Consider the following 14866-nt stretch of genomic DNA (forward strand, 5'->3'; position numbering starts at 1 on the left):
TCGCCGGTCGGGTGCATCGCCGGTCCGGCTGCCCGGCTTTTGGGCGTGGCGGAGTTCGGGCGGGTGTTCGATCAAGCGGGGGGATTACGTCGGCAATGGGTATGAATTGCCCGTTTTTTGTGGGGCGTTGGTGAGCGGAGCGCTGCGGCGGCTCCGGTAGCCTGAGCCGTTCCTGTCAGTCGTTGGGAAGCCCTTCGGCTCGCCTGCCGGAGGGCTCCCGCATGACCGCCGCTACGACCTCGTCCGTGCCCCCGTACGACCGGAGCGCTTCTTCAGCAGTGAGTACTTCAGCCGCGTCTCATCTCTCCCCCGCCTTCCCCGCCCGCGCCCCCTGGGGGACCGCCGGCAAGTTGCGTGCCTGGCAGCAGGCCGCCTTGGACGAGTATTTGGCGCGGGAGCCGCGTGACTTTCTCGCGGTGGCGACGCCGGGTGCGGGCAAGACGACTTTCGCGTTGCGGATCGCGTCCGAGCTGTTGGACCGCCGGGAGGTGCAGCAGCTCACCATCGTCGCGCCGACGGAGCACCTGAAGAAGCAGTGGGCCGAGGCGGCGGCGCGCATAGGGATCCGGATCGACCCCAACTACTCGGGCTCGTCGGGTCCCGCGAACCGCGAGTACCACGGTGTGGCGGTGACGTACGCGGGTGTCGGCGTGCACCCCATGCTGCACCGGCGGCGCGTGGAGAACCGCAAGACGCTGGTCATCCTCGACGAGATCCACCACGCCGGGGACAGCAAGTCGTGGGGTGAGGCGGTCTTCGAGGCGTTCGAGCCGGCCGCGCGCCGCCTCGCGCTCACCGGCACCCCGTTCCGCTCCGACACGAACCCGATCCCCTTCGTGACGTACGTCGAGGGCTCGGACGGCATCCGGCGCAGCGCGGCCGATTACACCTACGGCTACGGCCACGCGTTGGCCGACCACGTCGTGCGGCCGGTCATCTTCATGTCGTACTCCGGCGAGATGCGTTGGCGGACCAAGGCCGGCGACGAGGTCGCGGCGAGCCTCGGCGAGCCGATGACCAAGGACGCGGTCAGCCAGGCGTGGCGCACCGCCCTCGACCCGCAGGGGGCGTGGATACAGCAGGTGCTGCGGGCCGCCGACAAGCGCTTGACGGAGGTGCGCAAAGCGGTACCGGACGCGGGAGCTCTGGTGATCGCGACGGACCACGAGTCGGCGCGGGCGTACGCCAAGATGATCCGCGAGATCACCGGCCACCGCGCCACGGTGGTGCTGTCCGACGACACGGGCGCGTCGCGGAAGATCGAGGAGTTCAGCGAGGGCGACTCGCGGTGGATGGTCGCGGTCCGCATGGTCTCGGAAGGCGTCGACGTGCCGCGGCTGATCGTCGGGGTGTTCGCGACGACGATCTCGACGCCGCTGTTCTTCGCGCAGGCGGTCGGCCGTTTCGTACGCGCCCGGCGGCGCGGCGAGGTGGCGTCGGTGTTCCTGCCGTCGGTTCCGACGCTGCTCCAGCACGCGAACGAGATGGAGGTCGAGCGCGACCACGTGCTCGACCGGGAGAAGAAGGGCGACGGCGTCTTCGACGAGGAGGACGCCCTCCTGGCCGAGGCGAATGCGGAGAAGGACACGCCGGGGGACCAGGAGCAGTTCGCCTTCCAGGCGCTGGAGAGCGAGGCACGGTTCGACCGCGTGCTGTACGACGGCGCCGAATTCGGGCTCCAGGCGCACACCGGGAGCGAGGAGGAAGAGGAGTACCTGGGGATCCCGGGGCTGCTCGAACCCGATCAGGTGCAGATGCTGTTGCAGAACCGTCAGGCGCGGCAATTGGCGCGCAGCCGCAAGAAGCCGGACTCGGAGGCGGACCTCTCGGAGAAGCCGGCCGCCCAGCGTCCGGTGGTGACGCACCGTCAACTCTCCGGATTGCGCAAGGAGTTGAACACCCTGGTTGCGGCGTGGCACCACCGCAGCGGGCAACCGCACGGCGTGATCCACAACGAACTGCGCCGGGCGTGCGGCGGACCGCCGCTCGCCCAGGCGTCGGCAGGGCAGATCCAGGACCGGATCACCAAGCTCCAGCAGTGGGCCACATCGGCGGGACGCTGACGGGAACTCCTCGCGACTTTGTGTTGATCGGCGAAAGGATTGCCTGTCTAAGCGTCCCGATGCCGAAGATTATTTGAACGATCTTCGTGGCGTGGCCGGCGCGCTCCTCCCCGCGGCGGTCTCCGCGCGTTGACCGGGGCGGCGACTCCGCCTACCGGACGGTAGGCACGGCATTCGGACCACCTGGCGTCCGCATGATGAGATCAACTTTCCGGTGCGCACGTGCCGACGGGCAAAAGTTCGCGGCATATGTCCGTATTTAATGCTGTCTGATGATGAGTTTGCTCTGAGATTCCGTCCACATTCCGGAAACTCGCTTACCAGCGGCGCACCCCCGAATTACCGTGATTGACGTCGGCCGCCCAACGGGACAGAAGCCCAACGCGGCCGGTGCAGCAGCCCGTACCTCTCGATGCGGGCGAGACCGACGAGTTGACCGCGCAACGCACCAGGACCTGGTGCCGCGCAGCAGCATCGTGACCCGGCATCCGCCACAGGAACGCCCGGAGTCGCGCCGGTGGGGACTCCTGGGGGCTTCGTCACCCCGGGGGTGCAGAGCACGCGCGCAATGGAGGCTTCTCGTGGCCGCGGAGACATCGCAGACCCTGGACCGAGGGCTCAAAGTCCTCGAACTACTGGCCGACGCCCCCGAAGGGCTCACGGTGCCCGAGATCTCGGCGGCGCTCGGCGTCAACCGCACCGTCGTCTACCGCATCCTGGCCACCCTCGAACAGCACAGCCTGATACGCCGCGACACCGGCGGCCGTACGCGCCTCGGCCTCGGCGCGCTCCAACTCGCCCGCCGCGCGCACCCGTTGGTACGCGACGCCGCAGTGCCGTGCCTGCGCCGGCTCGCCGAGGAGACCGGCGCGACCGCGCACCTGACCATCGTCGACGGCCTCGACGCGCTCGCCGTCGCGGTCGCCGAGCCGACGTGGACGGACTACCACGTCGCCTACCGCGTCGGATCGCGCCACCCGCTCGAACAAGGCGCCGCCGGACTCGCCATCCTCACCGCCCGCCGGGCGCGCGCCGGGCTCGACCCGGACGTGCCGTACGTCCACGTCCCCGGCGACGGACACCGCTCGGCCCCCGGCATCGCCGCCGCCGTCCCCGCGCTCGCCGGAGTCGAGGCGAGCGTCGGCGTGCTGTCGTTCGGCGAACTCGACGGCGAACGCCTCGGGCCCCGCGTCGCCGAGGCGGCCCTGGAGCTCGCCGAGACCCTGGGCGGCGGCCCGAAACTGCCCGCTCAGAGCGAGCAACCCGACCCCGACGAAGAAGGCGCCGTCCCGGCTCTGTGAGCCGCGGCCTGTCCGCTGCCTCAACACCGCCGCCGTGCCGCGTTCCCGCGCCTCGTCGCGGCCTCCCCGCCGCCCTCCGCCGCCGCGACGCGCTGATTTAATTCCTGCGTGGCCCGTTCCAAGCGCAACCTCGCCGTCTCCTTGCTGCTCGTCGTCATCCTCGGCGTCTTCGCGTTCGCCGTGCCGCTGCCGTACACGACGGTCACCCCCGGCGAGACCGCGGACGCCCTCGGAACGGACGGGGCGGGCGTGCCGGTCATCCGCATCGAGGGCGCGACGCCGCAACCGACCGACGGCAAGCTCCTCGTCGTCACCATCCGGGCCACGAACCCGGACCAGGACCTCTACCTGACCGACCTGTTCGACGCGTGGTGGGACCCGGACGAGGCGGCCGTCCCCAAGTCGTCGGTGTACCCGGAAGGCAAGTCGACGCAGGAGATCACCGAGCAGAACACCCAGGCGATGGTCGAGTCGCAGGACAACGCCGCGGTCGCCGCGCTGCGCCACCTGGGCCTCGACCCCAACCAGGTCAAGGTGCAGCTCAACCTGGCGAACGTCGGCGGCCCGAGCGCCGGACTGATGTTCTCGCTCGGCATCGTGGACCAGCTCGGCGACGTCAACCTCACCGGCGGCGAGATCATCGCCGGCACCGGCACGATCGACGCGGACGGCAAGGTGGGGCCGGTCGGCGGCGTGGAAATGAAGACGAAGGCCGCCAAGCGCGACGGCGCGACGGTGTTCCTGCTCCCCGAACACGAGTGCGGCAACGCGGAGAAGGCGGCCCCCGACGGCCTGCGCCTGGTCCCGGTCGACACGCTCACCGAAGCCATCGGTGCCCTGACCGCCCTGCAGAACGGCGGCAAGGTCCCGTCCTGCTGAGGGCTCGCAGGCCGCGTGCGGCTCACGACTCTTCGACGGCGGCCTCCACCAGCGGCAGCACCCGGTACGGCACCGGATTCTCCAACGCGATCGCCGTCGACGCCCGCACGATCCCCTCGAACGCGATCACCCGGTCGATCACCCGCTGCAAATCCGCGTTCGACCGCGCCACCAGCCGGCACAGCATGTCGTCGCGCCCCGTGATCGTGTGCAGCTCCAGCACCTCGGGAATCGAGGCCAGATGCGCACGGACGTCCCCGCCCCGCCCCTGCCGGATCTCCAGCGTCGCGAACGCCGTCACCGCGTAGCCCAGCGCCGCCGGATCCAGGTGCGGGCCGAACCCGCGCACGATCCCGCGCGCGTGCAGCCGGTCCAGGCGCGCCTGCACGGTGCCGCGCGCCACACCGAGCCGCCGCGAGCACTCCAGCACGCCCAGCCTCGGCTCCGCGTCGAGCAACCGGATCAGTGCCGCGTCCAGCCGGTCCACCGCCGCCTCCGCACCTGGTCATGATGTACAGATCAACCGCCGTTGTGCCCGATCGACTGTACAGGTTGCCCAGTCGAGAGCACACCTGTTGCGCAACATGACCGACGCGTCCAGCCTCGACAGGAGGAGCCGGACAGCACCCGCCGGCACTGTGCCCGACCCGGGAGTCGTCATGACCGAGATGCTGCACCGCGCCGAAGCCGGCACCACCGCCCGCGATCCCTTCCCCGTCCTCGGCATGGACGCCGTCGTGTTCGCGGTCGGCAACGCCCGCCAGGCCGCGCACTGGTACTCCACCGCGTTCGGTTTCCGCTGCGTCGCCTACTCGGGCCCGGAGACCGGCAACCGCGACAGCGCGTCGTACGTCCTGGAGTCCGGCGAGGCCCGCTTCGTCGTCACCGCCCCGCTGCGCCCCGACACCGACCTGGCCCGCCATGTGGCCGCGCACGGCGACGGCGTGGTCGACCTGGCCATCACTGTCCCCGACGCGCGGGCGGCGTACGCGTTCGCCACCGGGCGCGGCGCGACCGGCGTCGAGGAGCCCGTCGAACTGCGCGACGACCAGGGCACCGTCGTACGCTCCGCGATCGCGACGTACGGCGCCACCCGGCACTCGCTGGTCGACCGGCACGACTACGCGGGCCCCTACCTGCCCGGCTACGCGCCACACCGGCCCCTGGTGCCCGCGTCCGCGAACGGCAAAGACGCGGGACCGCGGGTCACCGGCATCGACCACTGCGTCGGCAACGTGGAGCTCGGCCGGATGAACGAGTGGGTCGAGTTCTACCACCGCGTCATGGGCTTCACGAACATGCGCGAATTTGTCGGCGACGACATCGCCACCGAGTACTCCGCGCTCATGTCCAAGGTCGTCGCGGACGGCACCCGCAAGGTCAAGTTCCCGATCAACGAGCCCGCGGTCGCGAAGAAGAAGTCGCAGATCGACGAGTACCTGGAGTTCTACGGCGGCCCGGGGGTCCAGCACATCGCGCTGGCCACCGACGACATCGTCGCCACCGTCCGGGCGATGCGGGCCGCCGGCGTCGAGTTCCTCGCCACCCCCGACACCTACTACGACGCCCTCGGATCGTGGGTCGGCGAAACCCGGGTGCCGGTGGAGACGCTGCGCGAGCTCAAGATCCTCGCGGACCGCGACGAGGACGGCTACCTGCTCCAGATCTTCACCAAGCCTGTGCAGGACCGCCCCACGGTGTTCTTCGAGATCATCGAACGGCACGGTTCGCAGGGCTTCGGTCTCGGCAACTTCAAGGCGCTGTTCGAGGCGATCGAACGCGAGCAGGCCCGGCGCGGCAACCTCTGACCGACCTGCCGAAACGCCGGCCGGACCAACCCGCCGAGCCGTCGCGGGGACCGTCCGCGCGCGGGCCACGACGCCCGTCCCGCACGGGCGTTCCGCGCCCCGACCCGTGCGGGGCTCGCTGCGGGATCCATTGGTGAGACTCGCTCGCTCTCATTTGCCGTCTTAATCATCTGCGGCCTTCCGAGTGGCGTCGCGCACGCGCGTGGGCTGCCGGGCCGTGTGAACGTGGGCGAGCGGGGGCGGCGCCGGGGGTCGGCGCTGGTGGTGTGGTCCGGGTGGGCGTTGAGCGGGGTGCGGCCCCGGGGTGTGGTTGCCCGGTCGTTCGTTCGAGTGGTGTGCGGCTGTTCCTGCTTCCCCGGCACCGTGTGGCGGGCCAGGATCGGCGTGCAGGCGTGCCCCGGGCATGCGGGAGGGGGGTGGGGTGCCGGTGAAGAAGTTCCGGCCGCGACCGGGCTTCGTGATGCGGGCGTACCGGTTCGCGCTTGACCCGAACGCGGCGCAGGAGCGGGCGTTGCGGTCGCATTGCGGTGCGGCGCGGGCCGCGTTCAATTGGGCTGTGGGGTGGGTGGAGGCGTCGTGGTGGCAGCGTCGTGCGGAGGAGTCGTACGGGATCGGCGGTGACCGGCTCACGCCGTGGCGGCCGTGGTCGCTGCCTGCCCTGCGCAGGGCGTTCAACGAGTTCAAGCGCACCGATCAGAGGTTCGCGTCGTGGTGGGCGGAGAACTCGAAGGAGGCGTACAACACCGGACTGGCGAACGATGCCGCCGCGTTCGACAACTATGCGAAGTCGAAGCGCGGCACACGCAAGGGCCAGGCGGTGGGCATGCCACGGTTCAGGTCGAGGCGGAAGGCGCGTCCGTCATGTCGGTTCACCACCGGCACTATCGGCGTCGACACCGACGGCCGCCACGTCACGTTACCGAGGCTGGGGACGATCCGCACCCACGAGCCCACAGCGAAGCTCCTCGCCCGCCTCGCGGCCGGGACCGCGAGGGTCCTGTCCGCGACTGTCCGGCACGAGCGGGGGCGCTGGTTCGTCGCGTTCCAGACCGAGGTCCGCCGCGACTTGGCACGCGTCGCCAGCCCCGACGTCGCGGTCGGCATCGACCTGGGGGTGAAGACCCTCGCGGTGACGGCGGACAGCACCGGCGAGGTCCGTCAGGTCCCCAACCCCCGCCACCTCGACACGGCTTTGAAGCGGCTGCGGCGCGCGTCCCGGACGGTGTCCCGCCGCCGGGGCCCGGACCGGCGGATCGGGCAGCAGCCGTCGAAGCGGTGGGAGAAGGCGGACGCCGCCCGCAACCGGGTCCACCACAGGGTGGCGAACCTGCGCACCGACGCGGTGCACAAGCTCACCGCCGCCGTCGCGGCCGGGTACGGGACCGTGGTTGTGGAGGACTTGAACGTCGCCGGGATGCTCCACAACTGGCGCATGGCCCGCAAGGTCGCGGATGCCGGGTTCGGGGAAATCCGGCGGCAACTCGCGTACAAGACCCGGTGGAACGGCTGCCGCCTCGTGGTGGCCGACCGGTGGTTTCCGTCCTCGAAGACCTGTTCCGGGTGCGGCGCGGTGAAAGCCAAGCTGGCGCTGCACGTCCGGACCTACGCCTGCGACGCCTGCGGCCTGGAAATGGACCGGGACGCGAACGCCGCACGCAACCTCGCCGCCCTCGCGGCAATCGCAGCAACTGGTACCGGAGTGGCCGGAGACCAGGACACCTTGAAGGTGTCGAAGCCTCGTGGAGCCGACCGGAAGACCCGCACCACCCGCCAGGCCCGCAAGGGCCCGGCGGGGCGGGCAGGCGGCGCAACCCTGCCGCACCAGCGACAGACGGAAACGAGGACCGTAACCTGACCCCAGACGCTCACACTCTGGTGACAGGACGGACCTTCCGCGCCGAGAAGCCCGGAATGCTGATGCTCCTTGAGGGTCAAAGCAACGGTACGGCAAGATTCACGTCCATGGCGTCGCCCCACGACTCGATACCCGCAGCGGGCTGGTATCCGGATCCGGAGTTCCCCGACCACGTCTGCTACTGGGACGGGGCCGCATGGGACCCCGCGTCGCGGCGCCCCGGCGCGGAATTCGAGGACGCGCAGGGGCGCATCATCCAAGGCGAGGTGCTCGCCGCGGAATCCGTCCCGCTCGACCAGCTCGCGGAGGAGGCCGAGGCCGACGAGGCCTCGGCGTCCGACGGCCCGTCCGCCCGCGCGCAAAGCCGCGCCCGCGGGCGGACGCGCGGCCGCGGCAAGGGCAAGGGCGGTCGCGGCCGGCGCCCGGAGGCGTTCATCCCGTCGCCCCGCCAGGAGGCGTCCGGCGTCCGGCGGCTGCCCCCGGCACCCCTGCCGCGGCGCTTCTTCGCCCGCCTCACCGACCTCGTCGTGCCGTTCGCGGTCGGCGCCGCCGTCGCCTTCGCCGTCGTGCCTCCCGCGCTCGACCACCTGCGCGACAAGATGCAGCGGATCCGCTACGAGGGCCGTACCGAGACGGTCTGGCTCGTGGACGGGACGACGACGCTGGCCGCCGTATACGTCCTCGCCGCGTTCCTCGCCGCGATGTTCGTGTACGAGGTGATTCCTACCTGGCTGCGCGGCCGGTCGGTCGGCAAGACGCTGTTCGGGCTCCGCGTCATCGACGTCGGCAGCCACGAGACACCCGACCTGGGCCAGGCCGTGAGGCGCTGGCTGGTCCTCGGACTGCCCGGCCTGCTCGTCGTGGGCCTGATCGGCGTCGTGCGCGGGGCGTTCGACCTTCCGTGGCGGCAGGGCTGGCACGATCTCGCGTCGAACACGTTCGTGGGTCGCGAGCGCTGAGCGCCCGACCCGCACGGCTTGCCCTCAAACGGACGATTAGCCGAAAAGCCTAAAAATCGTCGTTTTTACTGGCGCCCATGACCAGCAGCGAACCACCCCCCGACCAGGACCCTTTCCGGAAGGATCCTTCCGGCCGGGACCAGCCGGGACAAACCCCCTTCGGCCCGCCGCCGGAAGACGGCGGGCCTCCCTACGGCGGCCCGCCGTACGGCCAACCTCCCCACGGCCAGATGCCGCCCCCGCCCGGCGGCTACGACACCGGCTACGGCCCGACCCTCGCGGGCAGCGGCAAACGCTTCCTCGCCAGGCTCGTCGACCTGCTGGTCTACCTGGCCTTCAGTTGCGCGATCGGCTTCGCGTTCATCGGCTCCGACCCGGACGACGTCACCTTCGGCCGCGAGGCCGCCGCCGGGGCGGTCGCCACGATCGTGTACTTCCTCTACGAGGGCGTCATGCTCAACAACAACGGCCAGACGCTCGGCAAAATGGTCGCCCGCATCCGCGTGGTGCGCGTCGCGGACGGCGGCCCGGTGCAAGGCTCCCCGGCCTGGACCCGCGCGGCCGTCTTCGCGCTGCCGCTCGTGGTGCCCTGCGCCGGCATCCTGTTCTGGATCGTCAACGTGCTCTGGCACACCTGGGACCAGCCGTGGCAACAGTGCCTGCACGACAAGGCCGCGCGGACCACGGTCATCCGCTACTGAGCCGCGCCGGCGGGAACGACGCGGCACCTGCTCACGCCACGACCGGCTCGCCCACCAACTCCACGCCCGCACCCTGCATTTCGTCCAGCGCACGCCGCGTCGTCTCCGCCGCCACACCCGCCGTCAGCGACAGCAGCACACGCGTCGCGAAGCCTTCCCGCACCGCGTCCAGCGCCGTCGCCTTGACGCAGTGGTCCGTCGCGATGCCCACCACGTCGACCTCGGTCACCCCGTGGCCGCGCAGCCACGCGGCCAGCGGCGTACCGTCGGCCGCCGTTCCCTCGAAGCCGCTGTACGCCGCCGCGTGGGCGCCCTTGCGGAATTCCTCGTCGACCTCCCCGGCGGCCTCGGCGAACTCCGGGTGGAAGTCCGCGCCGGGCGTGCCCGCGACACAGTGCGGCGGCCACGACGCGACGTAGTCCGGATTCGGCGAGAAGTGTGCCCCCGGATCGACGTGGTGGTCGCGCGTCGCCACGACGTGCGCGTACACCGGGCGGCCGGCGGCCACGTGCACCGGATCCGGAGGCTGGTCGGCGGGGTTGCCCGCGACCAGGTCGCGCACCGCCGCGGCGACACCCGCGCCGCCCGCGACCGCGAGGCTGCCGCCCTCGCAGAAATCATTTTGGATGTCAACGACGATCAAAGCCCGTGTCATGGTGCTCCCCTTCCCCGGGACCGCGCGGGCAGTCCACCGGCCTGTCACTCGCAGATGGTCGGCAGCACCGGCTCACCACGCGACAACTGGGTTGCGGACAAAGGCAGTTCGGCCCGTGCCCGCTCGTGCCGTCGACGGGCGTCGGCGAGGGGTTCGCGGCCGACCACCTCGCCGCCGCGGATCAGCGGCACCAGCAGCTCCCGCCGCCCCGGACCACCCGGGCCCGGTGCGGTGCGCAGCACCTCGGCCTCCGCGACCCCGTCCGCGTCGTACGCGCGCAGCGCCGTCTTGCGGCCCCCGTGGCTGGGCTTGCCCGGGGACTTCTTGGCGACCGAGACCAACGGTGCGTCCGGCGCGTCGGACTCGGCCCGCGCGACCAGCTTGTACACCAAGGACGCGGTCGGGTGGCCGCTGCCGGTGACCAGTTGCGTGCCCACGCCGTACGTGTCCACCGGTGCCGCCTGCAACGCCGCGATCGCGTACTCGTCGAGATCACTGGTCACCACGATGCGCGTCTTGTCCGCACCCAGCTCGTCGAGCTGCCGCCGCACCCGATGGGCCAGCAGCAGCAGGTCGCCCGAATCCAGGCGCACCGCGCCCAGTTCGCGCCCGGCCAGCCCGACGGCCGCCCGCACCGCCTCGGCGACGTCGTACGTGTCCACCAGCAGCGTGGTGTCCCGCCCCAACGCCGCGATCTGCGCCTCGAACGCTTCTCGCTCACTGTCGTGCAAAAGGGTGAACGCGTGCGCGCTCGTGCCCAGCGTCGGAATGCCGTACGCCTGCCCCGCCCGCAGATTGGAGGTGCCGACGAAACCCGCGACATATGCCGCACGGGCCGCCGCCACTGCGGACTGCTCGTGGGTGCGCCGCGAGCCCATCTCCAGACACGGCCGCCCGGCCGCGGCCGACGTCATGCGGGACGCCGCCGCGGCGACCGCGCAATCGTGGTTGAAGATCGACAGGACGAGCGTCTCCAGCAGCACCGCCTCGGCGAAGCTGCCCTCGACGACCACGATGGGGGAGCCGGGAAACCAGCACTCGCCTTCCGCGTAGCCGTACACGTCGCCGCGAAAGCGGTAGTCGGCCAGCCAGTCGAGCGTGCGCGGACCCACCACGTCGTGGTCCGCGAGGAACCCCAGCGTCGCGTCGTCGAAGCGAAAGGCCTCGATCGCGTCGAGCAGACGGCCGACGCCGGCCACCACGCCGTACCGGCGGCCCTCCGGCAGGCGGCGGGCGAACACCTCGAAGACCGACCGCCGGTGCGCCGCGCCGCTGCGCAGGGCCGCTTCCAGCATGGTCAGTTCGTAGTGGTCGGTCAGCAGGGCCGTGCTTGTCGCCGGCAGCGCGGCGCCCACGGCAGACGCCGGTGTCCCTATTGCGTTCATACGAGCGAGGATAGCACCACTACTCGTCAGAGTGACGATTAATCGGACGGGATTTGACTCGGCCGCGCGCGAGGCAGGTTCGCCGAGCGCCCCGCGCTGGTGGGAGCATGGCCGCATGAGTGTCGCGACGCCCATAGAGGTCGAGAAGCCGGAGTCGGAAGAGGAGGTCCTGCCGGACACCCCCTGGGTCTGCGTCGTGTGGAACGACCCGATCAATCTCATGTCGTACGTGACCTACGTGTTCCAGAGCTACTTCGGCTATCCGAAGAAGAAGGCCGAAAAGCTGATGCTCGACGTGCACAACAAGGGCCGCGCGGCCGTTTCCTCCGGAAGCCGCGAGGAGATGGAGCGCGACGTCAACGCGATGCACGGCTTCGGGCTGTGGGCGACCCTCCAGCACGACAAATGACACGCGACGCGCCACCGGCAGCGTCCGCCAGCCACCGTACGCATGGAACCACGGGAGAGCAGTGAACGGCCACTTCGTCCGCGGGAGCGAGGGGCGCCCCGAGATCGTGCTCGACGACTTCCACGGGCAACTGCTGGGTGAGTTGTGCCGGGGGATGGTCGACCTGATCGAGCCCAGGCCGGCCGACGACGAGGACAAGGGCGATCCACTCGCCCGCGAACTCGGGTTGGACGGGCTCGACTGGTCGGGCCTCGACGGCGGCGGCGACTCCGCGCCCGAACGGATGGCCGTGCCCGACGACCCGGTGCTGGCCCGCCTGTTGCCCGACGCCTACCGCGACGACCCGGACGCCGCTTCGGAGTTCCGCCGCTACACCGAGAACGACCTGCGGCTGCGCAAGTGCGACAACGCGCGCACGGTGCGCGCGGACATCGCCGCGTCCGCACCCGAAGGCCACATCGTCCTCGACGACCGGCGCATCCAGGCCTGGCTCGGCGCGCTCAACGACCTGCGGCTCGCGCTCGGCACCGACCTGGGCGTCGGTGAGGACGTCGACGATTTCGCCGACAACCTCGAACCCGACGACCCGCGCTTCACCAGTCTGGTCATATACCGCTGGCTCGGTGCCCTGCTGGAGTCGCTGGTCGAGTCGATCAGTCCGTGAGGGCGTGAGTCTTTGCCGGCCCGTGAACTCCTGAACGGCCGGGGGGCCTTGCGGGCCGGCCCCGAACCCTGGCCGCACGCGCCGGCTCGCACGTGCGTACCCTCGACGCATGCTCACGATCACCACCGAACTGCGCGACCGCATCGTGGCGCACGCCCGTGCCGACCATCCGGACGAGGCCTGCGGCGTCGTGGCGGGCCCGGAGGGCAGCGACCGCCCCGAGCGGTTCATCCCGATGCTGAACGCGGCCCGGTCTCCGACGTTCTACGAGTTCGACTCGGGCGACCTGCTGCGGCTGTACCGCGAGATGGACGACCGCGACGAGGAGCCGGTGGTCATCTACCACTCGCACACGGCGACCGAGGCATACCCCTCGCGCACCGACGTGTCGCTCGCCTCCGAGCCCGGCGCCCACTACGTCCTGGTGTCGACGCGTGAGACCGGCAACGAGGACGGGCCGTACGAGTTCCGCTCGTACCGCATCGTGGACGGGACGGTCACCGAGGAAGAAGTCCGGTTCGTCGAGGCTTACTGAAGACAGCCCTTTATGTCGTGATTCATCACGACAGGTCCTGCCACGAGTCTCGCCATGCGGTATGTGGCATTCCACGATGTGATCCTCGGTCGGATCGGCCGAGGTGGAATGGCTAGCATGACCATATGCGTTACGCAGGCATGGACATGACGAGCACGGGCCAGGGCATCGCCCCCGGCACGCTGCTGGTCGCGCGCCTGCACGTCGATCTCTGTCGGCTGTCCAGCGCGCTGTGTCGCGCCCTGCCCCAGGGCTGACCCGGACCCCGCCGACCCGCAGCCGGTCGGCGCCCCTGTCCGGCCCGGCCCGTCGCGCATCCGGCCGTGCCGGCGCGACCCCCTGCCTTGCAGTCACGTACCCGCATTCCTGGAGCGCCCCATGGCCATCGAGGTCCGCATCCCGACCATCCTGCGCGAATACACCGGCGGCGCGAAGGCCGTCGAGGCAAACGGCAAGTCGATCAACGAGCTCATCGACGACCTGGAGTCCAGGCACGCCGGGATCCGCAACCGGCTCGTCGACGAGTCCGGTGACCTGCGGCGTTTCGTCAACGTCTACCTCAACGACGAGGACATCCGCTTCATCGACGGCATCTCCTCGACCCTCGACGACGGCGACACCGTGACAATCCTCCCGGCCGTGGCCGGCGGCGCCTGATGCGGTACGACTCGCTGATCGACGCGGTCGGCCGCACCCCCCTGGTCGGCCTGCCGCGCCTGTCGCCGTCGAAGGACGTCCGGGTGTGGGCCAAGTTGGAGGACCGCAACCCCACCGGCTCGGTCAAGGACCGCCCCGCCCTGCACATGATCGAGGCCGCCGAGCGCGACGGCCTCCTCACCCCCGGCTGCACGATCCTCGAACCCACCAGCGGCAACACCGGCATCTCCCTCGCGATGGCCGCGCGCCTCAAGGGCTACAGCATCGTCTGCGTCATGCCGGAGAACACCTCCGAGGAACGCCGCGAACTCCTGCGCATGTGGGGCGCCGAGATCATCTCCTCCCCGGCCGCCGGCGGTTCCAACACCGCCGTCCGCGTCGCGAAGGAACTCGCCGCCGAGCACCCCGACTGGGTCATGCTCTACCAGTACGGCAACCCCGCCAACCCGGACGCGCACTACGCCACGACCGGCCCGGAACTCCTCGAAGACCTGCCCACCATCACGCACTTCGTCGCGGGCCTCGGCACCACCGGCACCCTCATGGGCGTCGGGCGCTACCTGCGCGAAAAGGTCCCCGGCGTCCGGATCGTCGCTGCAGAACCCCGCTACGACGACGTCGTGTACGGCCTGCGCAACCTCGACGAGGGCTTCATCCCCGAGCTCTACGACGCCGACATCCTCACCACCCGCTACTCCGTCGGCTCCCACGACGCCGTCCGCCGCACCCGCGAACTCCTCGAACACGAAGGCATATTCGCGGGCATCTCGACCGGCGCCGCCCTGCACGCCGCCCTCGGTGTCGCGCGCAAGGCCGTCAAGGCAGGCGAACGCGCCGACATCGCCTTCGTCGTCGCCGACGGCGGCTGGAAGTACCTCTCCACCGGCATCTACACCGCGGCCTCCACCGAAGAGGCGATCGAGAAACTGCACGGCCAACTCTGGGCCTGATCCCGAGCCATGCCACGTCCGGGGGGCGGCCGATCCCACGATCGG

At 70.7% G+C, this 14866-nt stretch carries 15 protein-coding genes and 1 pseudogene; 13 read left to right on the forward strand and 3 right to left on the reverse strand.

Annotation, left to right across the window (positions count from 1 at the left end):
- Window positions 1-278 precede the first annotated feature (278 nt).
- From ACRX5W_RS05695 to ACRX5W_RS05705, 3 genes and pseudogenes are all read left to right on the forward strand, one after another.
- Window positions 279-2063: a DEAD/DEAH box helicase gene (locus tag ACRX5W_RS05695; protein WP_436786832.1), complete on the forward strand. Its 1785-nt coding sequence runs from the start codon at window positions 279-281 to the stop codon at window positions 2061-2063.
- 581 nt (window positions 2064-2644) lie between these two features.
- Window positions 2645-3292, forward strand: a pseudogene (locus tag ACRX5W_RS05700) (IclR family transcriptional regulator); the annotation flags it as partial.
- A 180-nt stretch (window positions 3293-3472) separates the two neighbouring features.
- Window positions 3473-4243, forward strand: a complete 771-nt coding sequence (locus ACRX5W_RS05705; protein ID WP_436786833.1) for a YlbL family protein — start codon at window positions 3473-3475, stop codon at window positions 4241-4243.
- A 22-nt stretch (window positions 4244-4265) separates the two neighbouring features.
- On the opposite strand, the gene ACRX5W_RS05710 is transcribed toward ACRX5W_RS05705, so the two are convergent.
- Complete coding sequence (locus ACRX5W_RS05710) at window positions 4266-4730, reverse strand: Lrp/AsnC family transcriptional regulator (protein WP_436786834.1); 465 nt, start codon at window positions 4728-4730, stop codon at window positions 4266-4268.
- Between the two features lie 172 nt (window positions 4731-4902).
- Between ACRX5W_RS05710 and hppD the strand changes: the two genes are divergently transcribed.
- The 4 genes from hppD (at window position 4903) to ACRX5W_RS05730 (ending at window position 9566) form a co-directional block, all read left to right on the forward strand.
- Window positions 4903-6051, forward strand: a complete 1149-nt coding sequence (gene hppD / locus ACRX5W_RS05715) for a 4-hydroxyphenylpyruvate dioxygenase (RefSeq protein WP_436786835.1) — start codon at window positions 4903-4905, stop codon at window positions 6049-6051.
- A 427-nt stretch (window positions 6052-6478) separates the two neighbouring features.
- Window positions 6479-7906 carry an IS607 family element RNA-guided endonuclease TnpB gene (tnpB, locus tag ACRX5W_RS05720; protein WP_436786836.1) on the forward strand — a complete coding sequence of 476 codons (1428 nt, stop codon included), beginning with the start codon at window positions 6479-6481 and terminating at the stop codon, window positions 7904-7906.
- A gap of 107 nt (window positions 7907-8013) precedes the next feature.
- The gene (locus ACRX5W_RS05725; RefSeq protein ID WP_436786837.1) at window positions 8014-8865 is read left to right on the forward strand and encodes an RDD family protein; all 852 of its coding nucleotides are present in this window, start codon (window positions 8014-8016) and stop codon (window positions 8863-8865) included.
- 77 nt (window positions 8866-8942) lie between these two features.
- Complete coding sequence (locus tag ACRX5W_RS05730; RefSeq protein WP_436786838.1) at window positions 8943-9566, forward strand: RDD family protein; 624 nt, start codon at window positions 8943-8945, stop codon at window positions 9564-9566.
- Between the two features lie 31 nt (window positions 9567-9597).
- On the opposite strand, the gene ACRX5W_RS05735 is transcribed toward ACRX5W_RS05730, so the two are convergent.
- Window positions 9598-10221, reverse strand: a complete 624-nt coding sequence (locus ACRX5W_RS05735) for an isochorismatase family protein (RefSeq protein ID WP_436786839.1) — start codon at window positions 10219-10221, stop codon at window positions 9598-9600.
- A 44-nt stretch (window positions 10222-10265) separates the two neighbouring features.
- Window positions 10266-11606, reverse strand: coding sequence for a nicotinate phosphoribosyltransferase (locus ACRX5W_RS05740; RefSeq protein WP_436786840.1), 1341 nt, complete (start codon window positions 11604-11606; stop codon window positions 10266-10268).
- A 115-nt stretch (window positions 11607-11721) separates the two neighbouring features.
- Here ACRX5W_RS05740 and clpS point away from each other — a divergent pair, with 115 nt between their 5' ends.
- The 6 genes from clpS (at window position 11722) to ACRX5W_RS05770 (ending at window position 14821) form a co-directional block, all read left to right on the forward strand.
- Entirely contained in the window at window positions 11722-12015 is a 294-nt protein-coding gene (gene clpS, locus ACRX5W_RS05745; RefSeq protein WP_436786841.1) for an ATP-dependent Clp protease adapter ClpS, read from the forward strand.
- A 61-nt stretch (window positions 12016-12076) separates the two neighbouring features.
- Window positions 12077-12679, forward strand: coding sequence for a DUF2017 domain-containing protein (locus tag ACRX5W_RS05750; protein ID WP_436786842.1), 603 nt, complete (start codon window positions 12077-12079; stop codon window positions 12677-12679).
- A 109-nt stretch (window positions 12680-12788) separates the two neighbouring features.
- Window positions 12789-13214 (forward strand): Mov34/MPN/PAD-1 family protein, encoded by a 426-nt coding sequence (locus ACRX5W_RS05755; protein ID WP_436786843.1) that lies wholly within the window; start codon window positions 12789-12791, stop codon window positions 13212-13214.
- A 146-nt stretch (window positions 13215-13360) separates the two neighbouring features.
- Window positions 13361-13471 carry a putative leader peptide gene (locus ACRX5W_RS05760; protein ID WP_436787490.1) on the forward strand — a complete coding sequence of 37 codons (111 nt, stop codon included), beginning with the start codon at window positions 13361-13363 and terminating at the stop codon, window positions 13469-13471.
- A 121-nt stretch (window positions 13472-13592) separates the two neighbouring features.
- Window positions 13593-13871 (forward strand): MoaD/ThiS family protein, encoded by a 279-nt coding sequence (locus tag ACRX5W_RS05765; RefSeq protein ID WP_436786844.1) that lies wholly within the window; start codon window positions 13593-13595, stop codon window positions 13869-13871.
- Complete coding sequence (locus ACRX5W_RS05770) at window positions 13871-14821, forward strand: PLP-dependent cysteine synthase family protein (RefSeq protein ID WP_436786845.1); 951 nt, start codon at window positions 13871-13873, stop codon at window positions 14819-14821. Before ACRX5W_RS05765 ends, ACRX5W_RS05770 begins: the two co-directional genes overlap by 1 nt.
- Window positions 14822-14866 lie beyond the last annotated feature (45 nt).

Source organism: Yinghuangia sp. YIM S10712, from assembly GCF_051388935.1.
GTDB lineage: Bacteria > Actinomycetota > Actinomycetes > Streptomycetales > Streptomycetaceae > Yinghuangia.